Raw genomic sequence first — 23,883 nt, forward strand, 5'->3', positions numbered from 1 at the left:
TCGCCTACCTGTTCAACTGCCGCTACCTCAGCGGGTCGAGCCTCGAAGTCGGTGCGCTGCGCGGCAATCCGATGGTGTGGTACACCTCGGCAGCGCTCATCGTGCTGCAGTTGGTGTTCATCTACGCACCGTTCATGCACACGTGGTTCGGCTCCGCCCCGCTCACCGTCGTCGGTTGGGGCGTCACCATCGGATTGGCCATCGTGATCTTCTTCGTCGTCGAACTCGCGAAAGCCGTTGCGCGACGTACCGATTCGGTCAAATCATCCGACGCGTGACGAACCCGGGCAGATACTTCAGCGCCGCGGCAATCGGAGTCCACGGCCACGCAGGCACCGGCGAGTACCCCTTCTCGGCCTCGATGGCCGTGACCATCGCCGCGACGCCGGACTCCGTGTCGGCCATCAGCGCGGTTTTCACGCCGCGATTGATGTCGGTCTCGATGTAGCCGGGCGCGACGACCGAGACCGTGATCGGCGAGTTGACGAGTTCTGCCTGCAGACCCTGCCCGATCGCCGTGACACCGGCTTTCGACGCCGAGTACGCGGTCTGCGCCTTGGGAAGTCCACGGATTCCGCTGATCGAGCTGACCAGCACCAGATGGCCGTAATTCTGCGCGCGGAAGATCTCCATCGCCGCCTCGGCCTGTGCGAGCGCACCGACGAGGTTGGTCTGCACGGTCTCGATGTTGGCGTGCGCCTTGCCCGTGCCGATCGGGGCACCCTTGCCCAGCCCCGCGTTCACGATCACGCGGTCGAGACCGCCGAGTTCGTCGCGCAGCTCACCGAAGACGACGGGCACGGCGTCGAAGTCGGTGACGTCGAGTGCGCTGACCGCGACCTGCGACGCACTCGGCCGGAGTTCGTCGGCGAGAGCCTCGAGGCGGTCGAGGCGTCGGGCGGCCAGGGCCAGCGAACGGCCGCGCGCAGCGAACTCACGGGCCATCCCCTCGCCGAGCCCCGAGCTCGCGCCGGTGATGAGTATTTTCTGTCGGGTCGTCACGCAGGACAACCTACCCCGGCGCGCGGGAACGTCGAACGAGCCGTACCACCGCGGTCTGACCGTCATGGCCGACGATCCGCTCGGAGTCGGCCCACTTGTCACTGTGCTGGGCGAGGATCTGCTCTGCCTGCGCGGCGTTCATCTCCATCAGCAGCGCGCCACCGTCGGCGAGCCAGATCGGGGCGTCGGCGACGAGTCGGCGAATGTGGTCGAGGCCTTCGTGACCAGCGAGGAGCGCGGCCTGAGGTTCGTGTTCGGTTTCATGCGGCAAGAGGTCGACGGCACCGTCGGGAACGTAGGGCGGTACCGCGGCGATCACGTCCACGGCTCCCCGTAGCTGCCGCGGCAACGTCGACAGTCCGTCGCCGAGGTGAGCGTGCGCGTCTATGGGGAGGTTGCGGCGCGCGTAGTCCAGCGCCGTCGGGTCGATGTCGACGGCGTGGATGCGCGCGCCGACCGTCCCGTCTGCCACCGCCACCGCGATCGGCGCGACCCCGCAATACGCCTCGACCACCACGGGTTGTTCGACGTGACGTGACGCGATTGCCTCCGCGGCAACCCGCGCGAGCAACAGCGAGCGCTGTCGAGGAATGAACACCCCCGGCCCCACGTGCAGATCGACCGAACCGAACCGGACCGTACCCACCACATGCTCGAGCGGCTCACCAGCACAACGCCGCACGGCCATCTCTTCCAGATGTTCGACGTCGCGCGCGGCGTCGAACAGAACGGCCGCCTCCTCTTCCGCGAACACACAGCCCGCCGCCCGCAGCCGCGCGGACAGCGTTGCCGACTGGGCGTCCGTCACTTGAGCAGCCGCGACATCCGACGGTCCGCGAGCACCTTCCCGCCCGTCTGACACGTCGGGCAGTACTGGAATGACCTGTCGGTGAAACTGACTTCCCGGATCGTGTCGCCGCACACCGGACACGGCATCCCGGTACGTGCGTGTACGCGTAGCCCGGTTCGCTTCTCCGACTTCAGTTTTGCGACGCCGAGACCTTCGAGCCGCCCAGTCGCGTCGGTGAGCACAGCCCGCATCGACTCGTAGAGGGTGTCGATCTGGGCGTCGGACAGTGTTTTCGACGACGCGAACGGCGAAAGCTTTGCGGTGTGCAGGATCTCGTCGGAGTAGGCGTTTCCGATCCCGGCGATCACCCGCTGATCGGTCAGGACGTTCTTGATTCGGCCCGACGTGCCGCGCAGGATTTCCGCGAGTTCGTCGCGAGTCACCGCCATCGCATCCGGGCCGAGTGACGCGATGCGATCGACGTCGGCGGCGTCGCGGACCACCCAGACCGCCAGTCGCTTCTGGGTGCCGGCCTCGGTGACGTCGAAGCCTTCTCCGGGCAACCCGCAGTGCACGCGTAGCGCGATCGGGCTCTTGCCGCCGGGACGTAGCGGTCGCGGCGAGAGATCCTCGCTCCAGCGCAGCCACCCCGCGCGCGACAGGTGGACAACCAGGCTGATCGTCGGTTCGTCGACCTGTTCGGCACTGCCGGGAATCGTCGTGATGACGAGGTATTTGCCGATCCGCGACGCGGAGTCGACGATGCGCCCGATCAACGCGGTGTACGGCGGATCTGCTGTTTTCAGTACCGACAACGACGCGACGTCGACACGACGGATCGGGAAGCCGGCAGCGTGCTCGTCGACGTAATCGGCGATGGCGGCGACCTCGGGCAGCTCAGGCATGCCTCCAGTGTGCTCTAGTAAGTGCATGATCTCCGCACATTCCGACGCCGAGCTCGCCGCTCGGATCGCGGTCGGGGCAGGTGAGATCCTCGTCGGAGTGCGCTCGGGACAGTTGCTGGGTGGTCGACAACTCGGCGACCTCGGCGACGCGATGGCCCAGGCGTGGATCGCACAGGTCCTGCGTCGACATCGCGGCTCCGACGCTGTGCTCTCCGAGGAGGCCGACGACGTCGGCGACCGCGCGAGCGCCGATCGTGTCTGGATCATCGACCCGCTCGACGGCACGCGCGAGTTCGCTTCCGGCACTGCCGACTGGGCAGTCCATGTCGCGCTCACCGAGTCCGGCGTGGTGACAGCGGCGGCGGTCTCGCTGCCCGCGACCGGCGAGTTGTTCCGCACCGACACCGTGGAACCCACAAGCGGCCCGCTACGACACCGCATGGCCGTGTCCCGTTGGGGCGGCACGTATGAGGTGGCCGCGGTATCGCGTGCGCTCGGTCTGGCGCCGGTCGAGATCGGGTCGGCGGGCGCCAAGGCGATGGCCGTGGTCCGCGGCGACGTCGACGCCTACGTCCACTCGGGCGGCCAATACGAGTGGGACAACTGCGCCCCGGTCGGCGTTGCGCTTGCCGCGGGGCTTCACTGCAGCCGCCTCGACGGCTCGCCCATCCTCTACAACCGTCCACGCCCGTACATGCCCGACTTCGTCATCTGCCGATCCGAGATCGCCGACGACCTACTCGCCGTCCTCACCCGGATCTGGTGAGTCTCCGCCGATCGAGCGGCCCCTCCGCTGGTCGAGCGCCCTTACCGCGGGTCGCGCGCCCCACACGCTGATCGAGCACCGTCACCGCTGGTCGAGCAGCCGCGAGGAACGAGCGGCGTGTCGAGACCACCCACACGCGCCCACCCAGCTCAGCGCTGTTTGCGCAGCAGGTAGATGTCCATGATCCAGCCGACGCGCTCGCGGGCCGCAGCGCGTTCCGCGGCGATGCGCTCACCCACGTCACCCACCCGACCACTGATCAGGATCTCGTCCGCGGTACCCAAATAGGCGCCCCACCAGATGTGATCGTCGGGGTCTGCTGTCTGCCGGAACGCGAGGTCGGCGTCGAGCATCACGATCTGGTTGGAGTCGACGCCAGGCGGCGTCTCCGCGAGCCGACGACCCGTCGTGATGTGAATGGGTTCGCCGATCCGGTTGGCGACGATTCCGTGCGCCGCGGTCAGCGCACTGGCGCTCGTCACGCCCGGGATGACCTCGACGTCGAGGGTCAGATCGGACCGTTCGGACAGATCGTCGACGATGCGCAGCGTGCTGTCGTACAGCGCCGGGTCGCCCCAGACCAGGAACGCCGCGACTCCCCCGTCGGGCAGTTCGTCACGCAGCGCGGCAGCGATCAGATCGGCTCGTGCCGCGTGCCACCGTCGCACTTCGGCGTCGTAGTCCGCCGGCGTGCGATCACGCGGCGGGTCAGCGATCTCGATGAGCCGATGCGACGAATTGGCATGGCGCGCAAGGATCTCCTTCCGAGCGTCGAGCAGCCCCGTCTTCGCACTCCCCTTCTCCAGCGCGACGAACACCTCGACGTCGGACATCGCATCGATCGCCTGGAGCGTGATCTGCCGTGGATCACCAGGACCGATCCCGATGACCCGCAACGTTATTCGCATCGTCGAATCAGATCTTCACGCGCCGTAGACCGTGTTTGCGGGCGGTCATGTCGAGGATGAACTGCCGCGGCAGCAGACGTCGCATCAGGAACACGAGGCCTGCAGAGTTGCCCTTGGCGTAGAACGGCTTCGGATGCTCAGCCAGCGCGGCGTCGACGATGACGGCCGCCATCTCGACCCCACTGATGCCCTCTTCTTCATTGTGTCGCGTTGCGGCCGCGAGGGTCTCGTACTCGTCGCGGTAGGGCGAGTTCTCGCCGATGTAGATGCTGCGCCGGTCACCGATGCCGGTGGCGATCGTTCCCGGTTCGACGCTGATCATCCGAATCCCGTACGGTGCGACCTCACGTCGAGTCGCGAACGCATACGCTTTCAGTGCCGATTTCGTTGCGGCATAGTTGGATCGGAACGCCACCGGGAAGCTCGACAGCATCGACCCAACCATCACGACCGTTCCTCGACGCCGCTCACGCATACCCGGGAGCACGGCCTTGGTCAGCGCGATCGGACCGAACACGTTGACACGGAACAGATCTTCGACAGCACTGATCGGCGTGTCCTCGAGCGCGCCCGCCTGCGACTCGCCCGCATTGTTGATCAGGATGTCGACGTCGCCGACCTCGTGGGCACACTCCGTGGCGCTCTCGTAGTCGGCGTTGTCGAGACGAACGTAGGTCACGCCGGGAATCGGATCGGCCACCTTGTCGGGGTGTCGACTGGTGCCGAAGACTCGATGGCCGGCGGAGGCGAACTGCCGCGCCACCTCTTCGCCGATTCCACTGGTCGCGCCGGTCACGAGAACGGTGAGCTGAGCTGGTGTCACCGCTTCACCGTATCGTCTCGCTGCGACCGCGAGACCAGAAGCACCTCAGACAAGCCCGACCTGGCGCACCGACTCCCGCTCCGATCGGGGATCGGCCCGTCGCGTAGACTTCCTGCGTCGGTCTTCACGACCCGCCCTCGTAGCTCAGTGGATAGAGCACCGCTCTCCTAAAGCGGGTGTCGCAGGTTCGATTCCTGCCGGGGGCACAGTGACATCCTCGCCGGCCTCCGGCCGGTGTGCAGGTAGTTGCGTGGGACGCACGGGTACAAAAATGCCCCCGAGGATCCCACGCAACTCGGCGCCTCGACTCAGATCCGCGGCACTCCGGCCGCCACGAGATCCTTGACCACTTCTTCGGGCTCCGTACGCAACTCGACGGCGGTACACCGCAGTTGGCGGCGGCCAGGAGCAGACAAACGGCGCTGCCGACGTAGATCGGCCTCCCACGACGAGTGGTCCCTGTGAAAGGACCCGTCGACCTCGAGCACCACCGTCGATCCGTCCGGCAGATCCCATTCGCCGTCGGTGTAGCGGCGTCGACCATCACTGTCGGTGCGAGCCCGCTGACGCACGGGCTGCTGCAGGGAGAAGTCACGGCACATCGTGACCAGGTCGATTTCGGCCATCGACTCCGAGCCGCCCGCAATGTCGTCGAGAAATCCGCGCAGGAGAGGTTTGTGACGCAGCCGTGGCAGCTTGTCGCACCAGGTGAGCAGCCCCTCGGCCGTGGTCAGTCGCTGTTGCACGACGGCGGCAAGAAGACCACCGGCCGACCGTGCCGATGCATGCTCACCCCACGCACCGGCGTTGAGGGCGGAAGCCAATGTGAGGGTCGCGGGCTCGATCCGCAGCGTTGTCATACCCGCGCGTTGCACGGAGAGCGAGGTCAGGTCGTGGCGAGTACGGACGTAGTCGATTCCGTCGGGTGCCCTCCGCGCGCTGCGATCGTCTGCTCCGACGAGGAACACGACCGGCCCATCCTCCCAGCCCTTCAACCCATGCACCGCAAGAGCGGCGCGGCCCGCCAGAGCTGTTGTGCCACAGGGATGTAGCGCGCCAATCCAGACGCGCTGCGACTCGCTCGGAGCACCTGGAGCGAGCATCAGAACTCGCGGACCGAATGCCTTCCACTCACCGCGGCCGACTCGCCGCCGCACGGTTCGCTTGTCGACGCCTACCTCAGCGAGCTGCGCACGTGTCGCAATGTTCTCCTGCCGGTGCGCGAGCGCCAGCCACCCCTCGTCGGATCGCACCCGCTCAGGATGTCGCACATTCGACGCGACGCCGAAAATCTATCCACAGGCCCAAGTTGTGTGGGACACACGGGTACAAAAATGCCCCCGAGGGTCCCACGCAACTCGGAGCCGAGGCGTCAGACGAGCTGCGACCGCAGGTTGTTGTCGGTCTGCTTGATCGCCTGGCCGACGAACGGCTCGAGAATCGCACCGAGCGCACGCCCGCTGAGCCCGCCCGGCAGTTTGTACTGGAACTCGACCTCAACCCTCGTTCCACCATCGGCGTCGGCGAATCGCCAGGTCGTGTTCGCGGGAAAGCCGTCGACGGACACGAGGGCGATCAGCTCACCGTCGACCCATTCCTTGGTCTCGACCGTGGACTTTAGCACCTTCGGCCCCACACTCATCTCCGCGTTGAACGTCGCGCCGAGACCGGACGTGTGGTCGGTGGTCGGATCGAACCGAGTGATCCCGAACATGTAGTCGGGCACATTGTTGTAGTCGTTGACGTAGTCGAACACCCTCTGACGTGGCACATCGATCACCGCGCTGTGGCTCACCCCTGGCATCTGCACTCCTCGTGTTGTTCCGCCGAGACGGCGGTGGACGCAACTACGCACAATGTTCCATTACCCGTTGTCGACGTTGACAATCGGGTCACACCTCACTCGGCCAGATCCGCCGAGATCCGCCGCAGGAGGTCGACGAGTTGTGCGCGTTCGTCTGCGCTCAACGGGGAGAGGACGTCGGCGTCGTCGGCGAGCCTGTTGGGAAGTTCGGCGTCGACCAGCGCCCGTCCCTCCTCGGTCAGTTCCAGCAGGACCACCCTGCCGTCGCGCTCGGACTTTCGTCGCGCAAGCAGTCCGCGTCGCGAGAGCGCCTCGCTGATCTTGGTGATCGACGCCCCGCTGAGCATCGTCGTCGACACCACCTCACTGGCACGCAGTGGACGATCCGACCTGGCCAGAGCACCGAGGACGTCGAACTCCGACCGTCCGATCCCGTGCGCCTCCAGCTTGCGGTCGAGTCGGTGGTTGGAGACCGTCGCGATGCGCTGAATCCGACCGAGAATGCCGATCGGCTCGATGTCGAGATACGGATACGACCGCGCCCACTCCGCTTCGATCCGGTCGACCAGATCGCGGCTCGCGCGGGTGTCGGGAGTGTCGGTCACGTGACGATCATAACGACCTCGCACATTTACTTCACTAGTAAAACAGTGATAAATTAGTCCGATGCAGCGCTCCCTCATCACTCCGCACGTCCGTGTCCGCGGTGCAGCTCTCCAACACGTGGTGAGCCCGACCACCTGGCGCGACGCCCTGCGCCTCGACTTCAGCCGGACCAGCGTTGCCGCGCCGCTGCGGGTGGGTGTGGCCGTCGGAGTTGTCCTGATCGTCGGTGCACTGCTCGGCCTTCGCGACCTCGCGGGCCTCGCGGCACTGGGCGCGCTGGTCTCGGCGTTCTGCCGACCCGACCCCTACCCCGTCCGCGCTCCCCGACTGATCGCACTTGGCATCGGGGTCACCGCGGTCATCGCGGTCGGCGCGACGATGGGCACCTACGCGAACTCCATCGTCACCGAGATCGTCGTGACCGCTGTGCTCGCCGGGATCGCGTGCTATGCCGTGTCGGCGCTGCGCATTGTCGGACCGGGCGCCGTCATCTTCGTCTTCGCCGCGACCGGCGCGGCAGGATACGCACACAGTGCAGCCGACATCGGCCGTGCGACGCTCGCCTCGGCGATCGGCGCCGTGATCGGCATTCTCATCGCCCTGGCGCCGTGGTTCGTCGAGCTGCTCAGGTCGCGACTCCTGAAATCAAGAACACACGACGCCGCGTCGAAAACTGCTCCAGCGCAACGCGAATCGATCTGGGTCACCCTCGCGGGCGGACAGGCCCCCGCGCATCGTAAGCACCTCGCCGTGACCGCGATCCGCATCGCCATCGCTGCGGCGATAGCGGCCACGATCGCCGTCGCCATCCATCTCGATCACCCGATGTGGGCTGCGATGGGCGCGGTCGCGGCGATGCAGGGCGTCGAGTATCACCTCACTGTTCGACGTGGCGTCCAGCGACTGCTGGGCAATCTGGGCGGGGCGGTGATCGCGGGCATACTTCTCGCGGTGCCGCTGGGATATTGGGGCGCGGTCGCGGGCATCGTCATCTTCCAGGTCCTCGCCGAGATCCTCTCGACCGTGAACTACGCGCTCTGCTCGCTCGCGGTGACACCCATGGCGCTGCTGCTCACCGGCCTCAGTGCGGGGTTGAGTCCCGAGGCGGCCGTCGATCGCGTGCTCGACACCGCGATCGGGATCGTGGTCGGGATCGTCGTGGCCGCCCTGGCAGTCCGGGGACACGACATCGCGGCGCTGCATGGACACGCCGCGAACGCACCGCTGGCCGACGCGGAACCCGAGCTGTCCCAACCGAACTCCGCGTCGAATCGTTCGCGCAGCTAGAGGCCTGACCAGTTTCGCACCATTGTGAAGCGTGTTTTCACGAGCGTCACATGGAGGCAATGACCTGGGTACGCGGTCCTCATAGCGTCGTTTTGCTTGAACCAACGACACTCACTCTTCGGGGCCACCCGGCCACGGCAGGCGCACATGCGTCGCAACCGGAGAGCCGACCCAGGAGTTTATGTATGAGTGGCAGCATGTCCCGCCGTCAGGCCATCGAGGCCGTGACCACGTACGAGATGGAATGCGACGGCTTCCCCGAGCCACTGGCAGACACCTTCGGCCGCAACGTCTTCACCCTCTCGGCGATGAAAACCCGCCTGCCCAAGCACGTCTTCAAGGCTGTCGCGGCAACCATCGACAAGGGCGTTCCACTCGACCCGACCCTCGCCGACTACGTCGCCTCCGCGATGAAGGACTGGGCCATCGAGAAGGGCGCGTCGCACTACGCGCACGTCTTCTACCCGCTGACCGGCTTCACGGCAGAGAAGCACGACTCGTTCCTCGAGCCCGACGGAGCCGACGGTTCGCTTGCCGAATTCGCAGGTAAGACGCTGCTGCAGGGCGAGCCCGACGCGTCGAGCTTCCCCAATGGCGGCCTGCGCGGCACCTTCGAGGCTCGCGGCTACACCGGATGGGACGTCACCAGCCCGGCGTACATCCTGGAGAACCCCAACGGCAACACCCTGTGCATCCCCACGATCTTCATCTCGTGGACCGGCGAAGCCCTCGACAAGAAGGTGCCGCTGCTGCGCAGCCAGCAGGCCATGAGCAAGCAGGCGATGCGTGTGCTGCGACTGTTCGGCCACGAGGACGTCGACACCGTCGTGTCGTACGCGGGTCCCGAGCAGGAGTACTTCCTGATCGACCGCCACTTCTACTTCGCTCGCCCCGACCTGATGACGACGAACCGCACGCTGTTCGGCGCCAAGCCGTCGAAGGGCCAGGAGTTCGACGACCACTACTTCGGCGCCATCCCCGACCGTGTGCTCGCGTTCATGATCGAACTCGACCGCGAACTGTTCAAGCAGGCCATCCCGGCCAAGACCCGCCACAATGAGGTCGCACCGGGGCAGTTCGAGATCGCCCCGGTCTTCGAGCGCTCGAACATCGCTCACGATCACCAGCAGCTCATGATGACCACCATCAAGAAGGTCGCCGAGCGCTACGGCATGATCGCGTTGCTGCACGAGAAGCCGTTCGCCGGCGTCAACGGCTCGGGCAAGCACGTCAACTTCTCGATGGGCAATTCCAACCAGGGCAACCTGCTCAACCCCGGCGACACCCCGCACGAGAACGAGCAGTTCCTCGTCTTCTGCGCGGCGATCATCCGCGGCGTACACAAGTACGGCGGGCTGCTGCGTGCGTCCATCGCCTCGGCGTCGAACGATCACCGGCTCGGCGCCAACGAGGCACCGCCCGCGATCATCTCGATCTTCCTCGGCGAGCAGCTCTCCGACATCTTCGACCAGATCGCGAAGGGTGGTGCCAAGCAGAGCAAGACGTCGGGCGTCATCGAGCTCGGCGTCGACACGCTGCCGCCGTTCAAGGCCGACGCAGGCGATCGCAACCGCACCAGCCCGTTTGCGTTCACCGGCAACCGTTTCGAGTTCCGCGCACCAGGCTCCAACCAGTCGATCGCCGACCCGATGATCGCGATCAACGCGATGCTCGCCGATTCGCTCGAGTACGTCGCCGACTTCCTCGACAAGGAGCTCGCTGCGGGAACCGAGTTCCACGCCGCAGTGCAGAAACTGCTCGAGGGCATCATCACCGAGCACGGCAAGGTGGTCTTCAACGGCAACGGCTACTCCGACGAGTGGCAGGAAGAGGCCGCGTCGCGCGGTCTGCTGAACCTCCGCACCACAGTCGACGCGATGGAGCAGTACGACCTCCCGGAGATCAAGGAGGTGTTCAGCAAGTACGGCATCCTGTCCGAGCGCGAGCTCGAGGCACGTAAAGACGTTGTGCTCGAACAGTATTCGCTGGCCCTGCTGGTTGAGGCCAAGGAGACCCTCGAGATCGCCAAGACGATGATCCTGCCCGCGGCAACGCGTTACATGGGCGAACTCGCGAGCACCGCGGCAAGCCTCAAGGCTGCGGGAATCGAGATGGAGACCCCCGCGCTGGGCACCATGACCGGCAAGGTCAGCGAGCTCAATGCCGCCATGGACACGCTCGAGGACGCTATCGAGGGCTTCCACGGCGAGACCGTCGAGGAGGAGTCGGAGTACGCACTCAAGTCGCTGATCCCCGCGATGAACGGCGTGCGCGACGTCGCCGACGCGCTCGAGGGAGTCGTCGCCGACGACCTGTGGCCGCTTCCGACGTACAACGAGATGCTGACCATTCTCTGACGCGAACACGTAACGTGCCCGCCGGGAGGCATCCCGGCGGGCACGTCGCTTTTTGCGAACTTCTTGGCCGATCCGCCAGGACTGGTCGGTATCTTTGTCGATATGGATGAATCCGGTGTGGGTGTGGGGCGGCTGTTGCTCGCGCTCGACGCGACGCTGGCATCACTGGCTGCAGCACCGCGAGGCCTCGACGTCGTGATCGACTCGGTCGCGCTCATCGACCCCGACGACTTGCGCCTCCCGCTGCACACGTCGGCGCGCGACGCGGATCTGTTCCTGATGGTCGGAGTCGACGCCGACGACGTTGTCGGTTGGCTCCACGGGTTCGGATCACAGATGCCTGTCGCCGTGATGCTCAAATCGCCTTCTGCAGAGGCCATCTCACGCATCGCCGAGCTTTCCGTCGCGGTCATCGACGTCGACCCACACGCTCGGTGGGAACGCATCTATCGACTTGTCCTGCGGGTGCTGGAGGCGTCGTCGGTCCAGCCCGGCGCCGAATCGATGCAGGCAGGCAGCATCGGCGACCTCTTCGAACTCGCCGCAGAGGTCGCGCGGCGCACAGGTGGGCTCGTGAGCATCGAGGACGCGCGCTCGCATGTACTCGCCTACAGCAGCGCGGGTGACGAGGCCGACGAGCTTCGACGATTGTCGATCCTCGGACGCGAGGGACCACCGGAGATGCTCGCCTGGTTGCGCCAGTGGGGCGTGCTGGATGCGTTGCGCACCACCGAGACACTGGTGTCCGTCGAGGAACGCGGCGAACTGGGGTTGCGCCCGCGGTTGGCGATCTCGATCCGCTCTCCGCACGAGCAGGGAGTCGGCGGCTACCTCGGCGCAATCTGGTTACAACAGGGGCGAGATCGGTTCGCCGACAACACCTCCGACATTCTCGCGGGCGCCGCCGCCGTCGCAGCGCGCATCATTTCTCGACGATGCAGCGCGGGCAGCGGACATGACGAACTGGTGCGCCGACTACTGGGAGCGCGCGGTGAGACGGTCGACTCGGAGTTCCTTGGCAATCAATTGGGCATCTCGCCCGACACGGACCTGCTGGTGGTCGCGTTCGGCGGGCTGCTCGCCGATCCGTCGAGAGCGTCGGTTTCCGCGCCCACACCCGCGATGATCTCCGCATTGACGTTGCACGCCAGCGCATTCAGCCCACTGTCGGTGACGTCGACGCTCGGACCACGAGCCTACGTCGTGCTTCCCGGTGCCGATCAGGACGCAACGGTCGCGTGGGCCCGCTCGGCGGTTGCGGCGGCGCGTCGACAGTTCGGAGTGGATGCGCGTGCCGTGGTCGCGGGACCCGCTGTCGGACTCGGCGCGGCGCCGACATTGCGGACCCAAGCCGATCGCGTTCTCGATGCGGCGCAACGTGAATCGGATCTGATCGAGCCCGTCACGACGGTCGCGGCGTCGACGACGGGAGTGCTGCTCGGCGAGATCGTCGCGCTGATCGAGGACAATCCGGAGCTGATCGACGCCCGCGTCCTCGACCTCGCGGCGCGCGACGAAGCGTCGGGAACCGAACTCACACCGTCACTGCGCGCCTACCTCGACCATTTCGGCGACGTCCGGGCGGCCTCCGCCGCGCTGCACATCCATCCGAACACGTTGCGCTACCGCATTCGTCGCGTGCAGGAGCTGACGGGCATTGACCTCGACGACCCGACCACCCGCCTGGTCGTCGCGCTGACGCTCCGGGTCCCGCGGCCCGCCGGCTGAGCGCGCAGTTCCCGCAGAGGTGGTCTCGACAAGCTCGACCAGCGGGGCACGCTCGACCCCCACCGCTGGTCGAGCCAGCCGCGAGCGCAGCGAGCAGCCGAGTCGAAACCACCCGCCCCCACCGCTGGTCGAGCCGGCCGCGAGCGCAGCGAGCAGCCGAGTCGAAACCACACACCCCTTCCGCTGGTTGAGCCGGCCGCGAGCGCAGCGAGCAGCCGAGTCGAAACCACCCGCCCACGCGACCGTGGTCTCGACAAGCTCGACCAGCGGGGAACGCTCGACCAGCGGGGAACGCTCGCCCCCACCGCTGGTTGAGCCGGCCGCGAGCGCAGCGAGCAGCCGAGTCGAAACCACCCGCCCCTACCGCTGGTTGAGCCGGCCGCGAGCGCAGCGAGCAGCCGAGTCGAAACCACACACCCCCACCGCTGGTTGAGCCGGCCGCGAGCGCAGCGAGCAGCCGAGTCGAAACCCACTCGCCCGGCGGCGCCTCACTCCCGCAGCGTGGCCTCGAAGGCGATGCGGTCGCCGCGGAAGAGCGACCACACCACCTCAACGGGCTGGCCGTCGACGTCGAGAGATCTCCTGCGCAGCAGCAGCATCGGCATGGCTGTCGACGTCTCGAGCAGCCCGGCCTGCCGCGGGCTCGGCAGCGCCGTCTCGATCCGCTCCTCGGCGCTGGCGAACGTGACGCCCTCGGCACGGATCGCCGTGTACAACGATGTCTCCGGATCGAAGGTCTCGTAGAAGTGTCCGAACCGTTCTTTCGGGAGAAACGTACTCTCCAGTCCGAGCTTCTGGCCGTCGGCGAGCAGCACGCGTTCAAGATGCATCACAGTCGAGCCGGGCGCCAAGCCCAGACCTGCGCAGACGGACTCGTCGGGCACGGCGTCGTCGAACGTCACCTTGATACGACTGGGTACCCGGCCGAACTGGCGCGCACCCTCGGTGTAGGACTTCAACGACAACGGCTGCACCATCTTTGGCGCCGACACGACCGTTCCGCGTCCGCGCCGTTCGATCCGACCTTCGACGAGCAGTTCCTGCAGCGCCTGGCGTACCGTCTCGCGCGCGACCGAAAACCGTTCGGACAGAACGCGTTCGGACGGCACCGAGTCGCCTTCTTCGAGGTCGGCGAGTACGTGCTCGAGTTCGGTTCGCACCCGCACGTACTTCGGCTGGGTGTCGGGCGCCATCAGTGGCCAGCCCGCTCGACGCCGAGCACACGCCGCGCGACCACCACGACCTCATCAATCGTGAGTGCCGCGGCCCCGGGAACCTTTGCCGCGTCGTCGTATCGGCGCAGTGCGATCGCGTCAGGCCACCACGGGTGCCGTGTCCACTCCGCACCCAGATCGGCGGCGCCTCCCTGTTCTGCGAGCGAGACGACCGATGTCGCGGTCAGCCCATTCGCATACGCCGGATCGTGTGCCGCGAGCCACTTCTTCGCCGCGACATGGGAACCCGCAAGCCATCCGACGCGGTCGCCGAATCGCGGAGTCAGCCAGGCCCGCGCATCGTCGTCGTGGCGAGCGGTGGATTCGATGAGCGGACTGTGCCCGACGTCGTGAAGGACAGCGGCGAGTACCAGTTCGTCATCCGCGCCCGCCACCACAGCCTTATAGCCCGCCTGTAGCGCGTGATCGAGCTCGTCGACGTCCTCTTCGTCCCAGACGCCGCGCAACGAGCGCAGCACGTCCTCGACCTCGGCAACCACATCCGCACACATGCGATTCACTCTACCAATTTGGTCTAGACCAAGAGTTAACCCAGAGTTCTCCGAAACGTCCTTTATTGGTCTAGACCAAACGGGCACACTAGTCCACATGAAGGTGATCATCGTCGGAGGCGGAATCCTCGGTACGTCGCATGCGCGAGCAGCCATCGAACGCGGACATGAGGTGCTATTGCTCGAACGAGAGCGTGAGGCGCGTGGCGCAACAGTCCGGAACTTCGGGCTCGTCTGGGTATCCGGACGGTCCGCGACCGAACTCCCCGCGGCGCAGCGCTCACGTGACCTCTGGGAAAAGATCGGAGCCGACGTTCCCGGTATCGGGTTCCGACCGTGCGGCTCGATCACACTCGTCCGCACCGCAGCTGAACTCGCCGTCGCGGAAGAGGCTCTCACACAGGGGGATTCCGCCGAGCGCGAGTTCACACTCCTCGACCCCGCCGAGGTACGCGCGATCAATCCCGCGCTGCAGGGCACCTATGTCGCGGGCCTGCACTGCGCACGCGACGGAGCCGTCGAATCTCGTGTCGCACTCCCGGCGCTTCGCGGATTCCTCTCTACCACCGGTCGTTTCGAGTATCTCGGCGGGCGTGAGGTCCGGTCGGTGACGTCGACCTCGGGCACCGTCGAGGTCACCGACGACACCGGCGCAACCCATCGCGGCGACGCCGTCGTCGTGTGCACAGGGGCCGCGCACTCGGGCCTGCTACGCGAACTGGTCGGCGAGCAACCACCGGTCCGACGGGTCCGGCTGCAGATGATGCAAACCGCACCGTTCGACGAGAAGCTCACCACCGCAATCGCCGACGGCGACAGCTTCCGCTACTACCCCGCGTTCGCGGGCGACGCCCTCGACCACCTCGGCCGCGTGCAGTCGCAGTCGCCCGTCGCTGCCGAACACCACATGCAACTGCTGTGCGTGCAACGACTCGACGGCGGTCTGACGATCGGCGACACCCACGCCTACGACCGGACCGCCGACGGCGACGATGCCGACACCTTCGGCTTCGACGTCACCGAAGACCCCTACCAGCACCTCGTTTCAGTCGTCGAGAACCTGCTCGGGCGGCGCCTTCCGCCCATTGCACGACGCTGGGCAGGCGTCTACTCGCAGTGCCTCGACTCCTCAGAACTGGTCTACCGCAGCGAGCTCTCGCCCGGCGTCTGGGTCGTCACCGGCCCAGGTGGGCGTGGAATGACGCTCGGCCCCGCCATCGGCGACGACACCGCAGACCTCATGAACCTCTGAACACACGCCACACCCGAAGGGAAATACCTTGTCCGACAACCCGATCACACTCGCAGTCCTCGACATGGCAGGCACAACGGTCGCCGACGGCGGCTCGGTCCTCGCCGCGTTCGACGCCGCGGCCGCAGCCGCAGGCCTACCCACCGACGGCCCCGGCCACGACGAGGTGAGGCAATATGTCGTCGACACGATGGGACAATCGAAGATCACCGTCTTCCGACACCTCGTCGATGGTGACGAAGCACGGGCACAGGCGGCCAATGCGGCGTTCGAGAAGGCCTACGACGCACAAATCGCCGACGGCGGTGCCACCCCTATCGACGGTGCGGCACAGGCCATTTCACAGCTGCGCGACGCAGGTATCAAGGTCGCGCTGACCACAGGCTTCAGCGCGAACACTCAGAAGCTACTCATCGACTCGCTCGGCTGGCACGACCTCGCCGACCTTGTCATCGCGCCGTCGGAAACCCTGCGCGGCAGGACTTTTCCCGACATGATTCTGTCGGCCCTCATCACACTGCGCATCGACGATGTCCGTCAGGTCGCGGTCGTCGGTGACACCGCTAACGACATCACCAGCGGCGTGCGCGCAGGCGCGGGCATCGTCGCGGGCGTACTGACCGGCGCACATGACGAAGACACACTCCGCGCGGCAGGCGCAACCGATGTCGTCGCCGACATCGGCGCCGCCGCTGCATTGTTCGGCAACTGATCACCCGCTCGACACCACCCAGAACTACACCATCCATCCACATCCGTTGTGCTGCATCGGCGCGGCACAGCGCCATCCGCCACGCCCACGTCATCACCCACAGGGGGTTCTCTCATGCGCATTTCACGTCTTACCCGCACCTCGATGCGAGCCGTCGCTCTTGCCGCGACCGTCGCAGCGGTCACGCTGACCGCGGCCTGCGGCGGCACGGGGTCGTCCGACTCCAGCGGCGGCAAGACATTGACCGTCTACACCGCAGACGGACTCGGCACCTGGTACAAGAGCGAGTTCGCGAAATTCAAAGACCAGACCGGCATTTCGGTCAACATCGTCGAGGCCGGCTCGGGCGAGGTCGTCTCCCGCGTGCAAAAGGAACAGTCCAACCCGCAGGCCGACCTCCTCGTCACACTCCCCCCGTTCATCCAAAAGGCCGACGCCGACGGACTTCTCGTCGCGCCGGGCGTCGACACCACCGGCGTCGAACCGTCTGCCGTCGGCGGCAACTACGTCGGCATCGTCGACAACTACCTATCGTTCATCCGCAACCCGTCCGCACAGCCTGCGCCCGCGTCGTGGAACGATCTTCTCGACTCGCGCTTCAAGGGCAAGATCCAGTATTCGACGCCCGGCCAGGCAGCGACGGCACCGCGGTACTCCTGCTTCTGCAGCATCTGATGGGCAAGCAGGGTGCGCTCGACTACCTCGGCAAGCTGCAGGCCAACAACGTCGGGCCGTCGAGCTCGACCGGAAAGCTGCAACCGAAGGTGAGCAACGGCGAACTGCTCGTCGCCAACGGTGACGTACAGATGAACCTCGCATCGATCCGCGACGACGGCTCGAAGTTCGATCTGTTCTTCCCCGCCATGCCCGACGGGTCGCGAACCACGGTGTCGCTGCCGTACTTCGCGGGAATCACCAAGGGCGCACCGCACGCCGACGACGCCAAGAAGCTCCTGACCTTCCTGCTCTCGAAAGACGTACAGAACACGGTCGGACCCGATGCGCTCGGCGTCTCCGTTCGCACCGATGTCGCCGCACCCACCACGTCGCCGAGCCCCGCACAGACAATCCAAGGCGTGACGATCTGGCACCCGGACTGGAAGTCGGTCCTCTCCTCGCTCGACGCCGACGTCGCCGCATATCAGAAGGCAACCGGTAACTGACATGGCACAGAATCCGTTGACTCGCAGGAAGGTCGACGCCGAGCTCTCGGCGTCGACCCCCTCCGGGGCCTCCCCACAGCAACCGGCGATCGCCTTCGATCGCGTGACCGTCTCCTACGGACGCGGTAAGAACTCCACAGATGCGTTGCGCGACTTCACCTTGCGCGTCAGCCGTGGTGAGACCGTCGCGCTGCTTGGTCCGAGTGGTTCCGGAAAGTCGACGGCACTCAAGTCGCTCGCAGGGTTCGTGCGCCCGACAGCCGGTCGGGTTCGACTGTCCGGCAACGACATCACCGACCTTCCGCCCGCGCGTCGCGGGATCGGCGTCGTCGTGCAGTCGTACGCACTCTTCCCACACATGCGGGTGCGTGACAACGTCGCCTTCGGGTTGCGAGCACGTCGGCTCTCCAAGCGCGAGGTCGGCGAGCGGGTCGAGGAGGCAATCGGCATGGTCAGCATGTCCGAGTACGGCTCACGCCTGCCCCGCGAGCTCTCCGGCGGGCAACAGCAGCGCGTGGCCATCGCACGAGCACTGGCCATCAAGCCCGACGTCCTACTACTCGACGAGCCGCTCGCAGCGCTCGACGCCGCCCTACGCCAGACGATGGTCGGGGAGTTGCAACGGCTGCGAGATGCTCTGCCCGACACCACGATGCTGTATGTGACGCACGATCAGACCGAAGCTCTCGCACTCGCAGATCGGATCGGTGTCATGCGCGATGCTCGCCTTGTCGACATCGGCACCACCGAAGAACTGTGGTCTCGACCCCCGTCGGGCTTCACGGCGTCGTTCCTCGGTGGCGCCAATCTTCTTCCTCGCAAGGTCGGACGTGTTTCCGGCGCAACGGCTTTGGTCGAGGTGGGCGAGAAGATGCTGTCGGCGACCGCCCCTGAACCGCTGTCTCGGTGGACGCCCGGGTTGCCTGCGCACCTGTGCATCCGGCCACACGAAATCGAGGTGACCGCGGTCGGCGCACACCGATCGCTGCGTGCCCGCGTCACGACGTCGGTCTGGCGTGGGGCGTCGACACGGTTGACGCTCGCCGTCGACGGTCTGCCCGATCAACTGATCGACGCCGACGTCGCAGGCCGCGCCGACCACCCAGTCGACGAGGTCGTCGGTGTGCGATTGCCCGACCCTGCAGGCACATTGGTCGATACCGCCGGAGGTCCGCGATGACATCGGCGACGCTCGCGGAACCGACGACATCCGCACCGCCGCCGTCGAATCAGGCGCCGCGTCGTCTCGGAGCACTCGTCTGGGCGTTGCCGCCTCTCGTGGTGATCGCCGTCATCGCGGTGTATCCGCTGATACGAATGCTGGCCGAATCCGCTGACGGTCAAGGTCAAAGCACCTGGGGCGCAGTGTTGAGCAGCGAGGCGTTCGTGCGAGCGTTGACCACGACCGCGTGGATCGCGATCGCGTCGACGGTCGGATGCGTTGTGCTCGGCACGTTCTTGTCCGTGGTCCTGGCGTTCGTGCCCTTCCCCGGTTCGCGCCTGGTGGCACGCATGATCGATACGGTGCTCGCACTGCCGTCGTTTCTCATCACCCTGGCGTTCACATTTCTCTATGGCTCTGCGGGAGCGGTGAACTCGGCGATCGCTGCGGTAACCGGAGAACGTCCACTGCACTTTCTCACGACGCCGTGGGGTGTGATCCTCGCCGAGATCACCTTCTTCACACCGTTCGTCGTACGTCCGCTGTTGGCCGGGTTCGCGATGATGTCGACCGATCAGCTCAATGTGGCTGCGTCGCTGGGTGCTTCACCGTTACGGGTGCTCCGCTCGGTGATCCTTCCCGAAGCATGGCCGGCGTTGGCCGCGGGCGGAAGCCTGGTTCTGCTGTTGACACTCAACGAGTTCGGCATCGTCGCCTTCACGGGCGCCAAAGACGTGACGACGCTGCCCGTCCTGATCTACACCCGTGGCATCGTCACGTTCGACCTGCCGGGGGCGGCGGTGATCGCGACCGTTCAGGTCGCACTGTCACTTGCCCTGTACGGCGCATACCGATTGCTGTTCGCACGTATCACGACCCGTCGAGAGAAGATCTGATGTTGCTCTGGACTCGCACCAGCCGGGTGATCACCTGGACGATCTTCGCGATCGTCGTACTCGTGGTCTTCGTCGCACCGATTGCCACCGTCGTCATCGCCGGATTCGCAGGCTCGTGGACGGGCCCACTGCCGTCGAACCTGGGTCTCAACCATTTCGGGGACGCGCTCTCGGGTGAGAACCTCGCTTCGCTGTCGGTCAGCATCCAGACCGCGTTCATCGCAGGCGCTATCGCGCTGGTCCTCGGTACCTGGGCGGCACTCTCGTCCCGGGAGGCACCAGCGCCGATTCGACGCTTCACCGACGCGGTCTTCCACCTGCCGATCGCGGTGCCTTCCGTCGCCATCGGGTTGGGTTTGCTGATCAGCTTCAATTCGAAGCCGTTGCTCTTGGGCGGCACGCGCTGGATCGTGATCGTCGCGCACACCGTGCTCGTCCTTGCCTTCGCGTTCAGTTCGGTCACCGCTGCGTTGGAACGACTCGATCCCGCGTACAAGCAGGCGGCGGAATCGTTGGGCGCCAGCCCGTTCCGCGTGCTGACCCGCGTCACGCTACCTCTGTTGACGCCCGCGCTCGGGGCCGCCGCAGGTCTCGCAGTGGCACTCTCGATGGGCGAGCTCGGCGCGACGGTCATGGTGTACCCAGCGACCTGGAAGACGTTGCCGGTGACCATCTTCGGACTCTCCGATCGTGGTCAGGTCTTCGATGCCGCAGCCTGCACGACGGTGCTGCTGGCGACGACGCTGGTCGCGCTCACGGTTCTCGGGAGAATCCGCACGCGAGCGGTTTAGGCGGCTGGCACGACGGACGTCCGGTTGCAGTGCAATCGGACGCTGTTGTGCGCTCCCGTTGTGCAATCCACCGAACAGTTCGCATTGACATTGGCCGATTGGACATAGCTGAATCAACTCCGTCTCGGTGAACTGAGACCATGGATGCGATCACCACTCCCCCACGCCCGATCAACGAGCCGGTGCACACCTACGCGCCCGGCACCCCGGAACGTCGACGGATCGTCGACGAGCTCTCGCGACAGTCGTCGGCCGAACCGGCCGAGCTGCCGCACATCATCGGTGGCGCGGCGCACATCGGGGACGGTGAGCGACTCGACGTCGTGCAGCCACACTCTCATCACGAGGTGCTCGGCACCATGACCAACGCCACCCACGACGATGCCCGCGCCGCTGTCGACGCGGCGATGGCAGCGCAGGAGTCGTGGGCGCACACCACTTTCGACGACCGCGCCGCCGTCCTTCTGCGCGCGGCAGACCTTCTCAGCGGACCGTGGCGTGAGAAGTTGGCTGCCGCAACGATGCTCGGGCAGTCGAAGACTGTGCAGCAGGCCGAGATCGACGCACCGTGCGAGCTCGTCGATTTCTGGCGGTTCAACGTCGAGTTCGCTCGGGAGATCCTCGCCGAGCAACCGATCTCGTCGTCGGGGGTGTGGAATCGGCTCGATCATCGTCCGCTCGACGGATTCGTATACGCCATCACACCGTTCAACTTCACCGCCATCGCAGGCAACCTACCGACCGCACCCATGCTGATGGGCAACACCGTGGTGTGGAAGCCTTCTCCGACACAGGCTTACGCCGCACACGTCACCATGAAGCTCCTCGAAGAGGCGGGACTCCCCGCGGGCGTCATCAACCTGGTGAACGGCGACGGACGGGCGATGTCCGACGTCGCGCTCGCCGACGAGAATCTCGCGGGCATCCACTTCACCGGCTCGACCGCGACCTTCCAGCATCTGTGGCGCGAAGTCGGCAACCGCATCGATCACTATCGCAACTATCCGCGCATCGTCGGCGAGACGGGCGGCAAGGATTTCATCGTCGCACATTCGTCAGCGGACCCGGATGTGTTGCGCACCGCGCTCATTCGCGGCGCCTTCGAGTATCAGGGGCAGAAGTGCTCGGCCGCATCGCGCGCGTATGTTGCGCGGTCGGTGTGGGATCGCATGGGCGACGACTTCCTCAGCGAGGCAGCCGAATTGACCTACGGCGATGTGCGAGACCTGTCCAACTTCGGCGGCGCCGTGATCGACCGACGCGCCTTCGACAAGCAGGTCGCCGCGATCGACCGCGCGAAGACCGTCGCGTCGATGACCGTCGCGGTCGGCGGGCAGTGCGACGACTCCGAGGGCTACTTCGTCCGGCCGACAGTGCTGCTCGGCGACGACCCGACCGACGAAGCCTTCTCCACCGAGTATTTCGGACCCATCCTGTCGCTTCACGTCTACGACGACGCCGACTTCGAATCGACGCTGCGCATGGTCGATTCCACTGCGCGGTACGCGCTGACCGGCTCGATCATCGCCACCGACCTCGCCGCCGTGTCGACGGCGTCGAATCTGCTGCGCAACGCGGCGGGCAACTTCTACATCAACGACAAGCCGACCGGAGCCGTCGTCGGCCAGCAGCCCTTCGGTGGGGCACGTGCGTCGGGCACCAACGACAAGGCCGGCTCGAAAGCGAACCTCATGCGCTGGACGTCGACCCGGACGATCAAGGAAACCTTTGTGCCGCCGACAGATTCCGCGTATCCCCACATGGCATCCGACGCCACCGAGACGGACTGAGGTGACATGACATGAGCGCACTCTTCGATTCCGTCCTGCGCCCGGTGATCACGCGCGCGGCGGGTAGCCAACGCATCAAGCAGACGTCGCAACGACTTCCGGTCACCGAGCGCGTCGTCGACCGCTTTGTCGCGGGCGAGTCAGAAGGCGACGCACTCGCGGCCATCGCCGACGCACTTGGTAGCGGACTCTCGGTGACCATCGACCACCTCGGCGAAGACACGACCGACGAGACTCAAGCGTCGGCCACGGTTGCGGCGTATCTGAGCCTGCTGCAGGGGATGTCGCGGTTCGATGTGCGGCCCGGGGCTCTGGAGGTCTCGTTGAAGCTCACTGCCCTAGGCCAGTGTCTGCCGCGGCACGGTCGAAAGATTGCCGAGGAGAACGCACACACCATCTGTGGTGCCGCCGCCGCGGCCGGAGTCCTGGTCACCGTCGACGCCGAGGACCACGGCACCGTCGACGAACGACTCGACATCGTCAGGACTCTGCGGGGCGAATACCCCGAATTGGGAACGGTTTTGCAGGCATACCTGCGTCGCACCGAGGACGACTGTCGAGAGTTCGCGGCATCGGGTGCGCGAATCAGGCTGTGCAAGGGCGCCTACTCCGAGCCCGCGTCGGTCGCCTATCCCGAGCGCTCACTGATCGACGAGGCGTATCTGAGATGTCTACGAATCCTGATGAAGGGCAACGGATATCCGATGGTCGCAAGCCACGACCCGACGATGATCGAGGCGGCCGAGCTGATGGCGATCGAGTTCGGCCGGGAGCCACACAGCTGGGAACACCAGATGCTCTACGGCATCCGCGCCGACGAGCAACAGCGCCTGGCCGCCGCCGGCCACGCCGTCCGCGTCTACATCCCCTACGGCCAGGAGTGGTACGGCTACTTCGTCCGACGCCTCGCCGAGAAGCCCGCGAACCTGGGATTCTTCCTGCGCGCGCTGGTGTCGGGCTGAGCGGGGTGGTCTCGACTCGGGTGCTCGCTACGCTCGCGCCCGCTCGACCAGCGGGGGGCCACCCGCGGAGCGAGCCGTCTACCGCTGATCGAGCTGCTTCTTCGCTGATCGAGCTTGTCGAGATCACCGCCCGGCAAAAGTGGTCTCGACTCGGGTGCTCGCTACGCTCGCGCCCGCTCGACCAGCGGGGGCCACCCGCGGAGCGAGCCGTCTACCGCTGATCGAGCTGCTTCTTCGCCGACCGAGCTGCTTCTTCGCTGATCGAGCCGTTTACCGCTGATCGAGCTGCTACCCGCTGATCGAGCTTGTCGAGATCACCCGCCGGCCAAAGTGGTCTCGACTCGGGTGCTCGCTACGCTCGCGCCCGCTCGACCAGCGGGTGGGCCGCCCGCCGACCGAGCCGTCAACCGCGGAGCGAGCCGTCAACGCTGATCGAGCCTGTCGAGATCACCA

The 23,883-nt window shown here is 66.1% G+C and carries 22 protein-coding genes, 1 tRNA gene and 1 pseudogene; 14 read left to right on the top strand and 10 right to left on the bottom strand.

Going from position 1 to position 23,883, the window contains the following annotated elements; translation table 11 throughout:
* Positions 1–278, top strand: a 278-nt coding sequence (locus A5777_RS14965; protein ID WP_197502390.1) for a cation transporting ATPase C-terminal domain-containing protein, incomplete at its 5' end; no start/stop codon positions are given.
* On the opposite strand, the gene A5777_RS14970 is transcribed toward A5777_RS14965, so the two are convergent.
* From A5777_RS14970 to A5777_RS14980, 3 genes are read right to left on the bottom strand one after another with little or no spacing between them, the layout of a single operon-like run.
* On the bottom strand, positions 259–1,002 hold the full coding sequence (locus A5777_RS14970) for an SDR family oxidoreductase (protein WP_064863255.1): 744 nt from the start codon (positions 1,000–1,002) through the stop codon (positions 259–261). The two genes, A5777_RS14965 and A5777_RS14970, sit on opposite strands and share 20 nt — an antisense overlap.
* 10 nt (positions 1,003–1,012) lie before the next feature.
* Positions 1,013–1,810, bottom strand: a complete 798-nt coding sequence (locus tag A5777_RS14975; RefSeq protein WP_064863256.1) for a peptide chain release factor N(5)-glutamine methyltransferase — start codon at positions 1,808–1,810, stop codon at positions 1,013–1,015.
* Positions 1,807–2,697 (bottom strand): DNA-formamidopyrimidine glycosylase family protein, encoded by an 891-nt coding sequence (locus tag A5777_RS14980; RefSeq protein ID WP_064863257.1) that lies wholly within the window; start codon positions 2,695–2,697, stop codon positions 1,807–1,809. Before A5777_RS14980 ends, A5777_RS14975 begins: the two co-directional genes overlap by 4 nt.
* A gap of 25 nt (positions 2,698–2,722) precedes the next feature.
* Between A5777_RS14980 and A5777_RS14985 the strand changes: the two genes are divergently transcribed.
* A complete protein-coding gene (locus tag A5777_RS14985; protein WP_064863258.1) occupies positions 2,723–3,463 on the top strand; it encodes a 3'(2'),5'-bisphosphate nucleotidase CysQ in 741 nt (246 codons plus the stop codon).
* 149 nt (positions 3,464–3,612) lie between these two features.
* On the opposite strand, the gene cobF is transcribed toward A5777_RS14985, so the two are convergent.
* Together cobF and A5777_RS14995 are read right to left on the bottom strand one after the other, a co-directional pair.
* Positions 3,613–4,371, bottom strand: a complete 759-nt coding sequence (cobF, locus tag A5777_RS14990; RefSeq protein WP_064863259.1) for a precorrin-6A synthase (deacetylating) — start codon at positions 4,369–4,371, stop codon at positions 3,613–3,615.
* Positions 4,372–4,378: 7 nt separating this feature from the next.
* Entirely contained in the window at positions 4,379–5,194 is an 816-nt protein-coding gene (locus A5777_RS14995; protein ID WP_064863260.1) for an SDR family oxidoreductase, read from the bottom strand.
* Between the two features lie 133 nt (positions 5,195–5,327).
* On the opposite strand from A5777_RS14995, the gene A5777_RS15000 reads away from it, so the two are divergent.
* Positions 5,328–5,400, top strand: a tRNA-Arg gene (locus A5777_RS15000).
* Between the two features lie 102 nt (positions 5,401–5,502).
* Here A5777_RS15000 and A5777_RS15005 read toward each other — a convergent pair.
* The 3 genes from A5777_RS15005 to A5777_RS15015 all read right to left on the bottom strand — a co-directional run bounded on the left by A5777_RS15005 (position 5,503) and on the right by A5777_RS15015 (position 7,603).
* Positions 5,503–6,447 carry a hypothetical protein gene (locus A5777_RS15005; RefSeq protein WP_039856988.1) on the bottom strand — a complete coding sequence of 315 codons (945 nt, stop codon included), beginning with the start codon at positions 6,445–6,447 and terminating at the stop codon, positions 5,503–5,505.
* A gap of 119 nt (positions 6,448–6,566) precedes the next feature.
* A complete protein-coding gene (locus A5777_RS15010; RefSeq protein ID WP_005208986.1) occupies positions 6,567–6,998 on the bottom strand; it encodes an SRPBCC family protein in 432 nt (143 codons plus the stop codon).
* 95 nt (positions 6,999–7,093) lie between these two features.
* Positions 7,094–7,603: a MarR family winged helix-turn-helix transcriptional regulator gene (locus tag A5777_RS15015; protein ID WP_064863261.1), complete on the bottom strand. Its 510-nt coding sequence runs from the start codon at positions 7,601–7,603 to the stop codon at positions 7,094–7,096.
* 61 nt (positions 7,604–7,664) lie between these two features.
* On the opposite strand from A5777_RS15015, the gene A5777_RS15020 reads away from it, so the two are divergent.
* The 3 genes from A5777_RS15020 (at position 7,665) to A5777_RS15030 (ending at position 12,976) form a co-directional block, all read left to right on the top strand.
* Positions 7,665–8,891 (top strand): FUSC family protein, encoded by a 1,227-nt coding sequence (locus A5777_RS15020; RefSeq protein ID WP_064863262.1) that lies wholly within the window; start codon positions 7,665–7,667, stop codon positions 8,889–8,891.
* A gap of 185 nt (positions 8,892–9,076) precedes the next feature.
* Positions 9,077–11,248 (top strand): glutamine synthetase III family protein, encoded by a 2,172-nt coding sequence (locus A5777_RS15025; RefSeq protein WP_064863263.1) that lies wholly within the window; start codon positions 9,077–9,079, stop codon positions 11,246–11,248.
* Positions 11,249–11,350: 102 nt separating this feature from the next.
* Positions 11,351–12,976 carry a PucR family transcriptional regulator gene (locus A5777_RS15030; RefSeq protein ID WP_064863264.1) on the top strand — a complete coding sequence of 542 codons (1,626 nt, stop codon included), beginning with the start codon at positions 11,351–11,353 and terminating at the stop codon, positions 12,974–12,976.
* A 488-nt stretch (positions 12,977–13,464) separates the two neighbouring features.
* Here the strand turns inward: A5777_RS15030 and A5777_RS15035 are convergent, their stop codons facing one another.
* Together A5777_RS15035 and A5777_RS15040 are read right to left on the bottom strand one after the other, a co-directional pair.
* Entirely contained in the window at positions 13,465–14,169 is a 705-nt protein-coding gene (locus A5777_RS15035; RefSeq protein ID WP_064863265.1) for a GntR family transcriptional regulator, read from the bottom strand.
* Positions 14,169–14,702 carry a hypothetical protein gene (locus A5777_RS15040; protein WP_064863266.1) on the bottom strand — a complete coding sequence of 178 codons (534 nt, stop codon included), beginning with the start codon at positions 14,700–14,702 and terminating at the stop codon, positions 14,169–14,171. Before A5777_RS15040 ends, A5777_RS15035 begins: the two co-directional genes overlap by 1 nt.
* Positions 14,703–14,799: 97 nt before the next feature.
* Here A5777_RS15040 and A5777_RS15045 point away from each other — a divergent pair, with 97 nt between their 5' ends.
* The 8 genes and pseudogenes from A5777_RS15045 to A5777_RS15080 all read left to right on the top strand — a co-directional run bounded on the left by A5777_RS15045 (position 14,800) and on the right by A5777_RS15080 (position 23,430).
* Positions 14,800–15,954, top strand: a complete 1,155-nt coding sequence (locus A5777_RS15045) for a TIGR03364 family FAD-dependent oxidoreductase (protein ID WP_064863267.1) — start codon at positions 14,800–14,802, stop codon at positions 15,952–15,954.
* Positions 15,955–15,982: 28 nt separating this feature from the next.
* A complete protein-coding gene (locus A5777_RS15050) occupies positions 15,983–16,666 on the top strand; it encodes a phosphonatase-like hydrolase (protein ID WP_082933689.1) in 684 nt (227 codons plus the stop codon).
* A gap of 114 nt (positions 16,667–16,780) precedes the next feature.
* Positions 16,781–17,829: pseudogene (locus tag A5777_RS15055) on the top strand (2-aminoethylphosphonate ABC transporter substrate-binding protein).
* Position 17,830: 1 nt separating this feature from the next.
* A complete protein-coding gene (locus tag A5777_RS15060) occupies positions 17,831–19,009 on the top strand; it encodes an ABC transporter ATP-binding protein (RefSeq protein ID WP_064863268.1) in 1,179 nt (392 codons plus the stop codon).
* The gene (locus A5777_RS15065) at positions 19,006–19,887 is read left to right on the top strand and encodes a 2-aminoethylphosphonate ABC transporter permease subunit (RefSeq protein WP_005208968.1); all 882 of its coding nucleotides are present in this window, start codon (positions 19,006–19,008) and stop codon (positions 19,885–19,887) included. Before A5777_RS15060 ends, A5777_RS15065 begins: the two co-directional genes overlap by 4 nt.
* A complete protein-coding gene (locus A5777_RS15070; protein ID WP_064863269.1) occupies positions 19,887–20,678 on the top strand; it encodes an ABC transporter permease in 792 nt (263 codons plus the stop codon). Before A5777_RS15065 ends, A5777_RS15070 begins: the two co-directional genes overlap by 1 nt.
* A gap of 140 nt (positions 20,679–20,818) precedes the next feature.
* Entirely contained in the window at positions 20,819–22,468 is a 1,650-nt protein-coding gene (gene pruA / locus A5777_RS15075) for an L-glutamate gamma-semialdehyde dehydrogenase (protein WP_064863270.1), read from the top strand.
* 11 nt (positions 22,469–22,479) lie between these two features.
* Positions 22,480–23,430, top strand: a complete 951-nt coding sequence (locus tag A5777_RS15080; RefSeq protein ID WP_005208963.1) for a proline dehydrogenase family protein — start codon at positions 22,480–22,482, stop codon at positions 23,428–23,430.
* Positions 23,431–23,883 lie beyond the last annotated feature (453 nt).

The sequence above is a fragment of the Gordonia sp. 852002-10350_SCH5691597 genome (assembly GCF_001665715.1).
Classification (GTDB): Bacteria; Actinomycetota; Actinomycetes; order Mycobacteriales; family Mycobacteriaceae; genus Gordonia; species Gordonia sputi.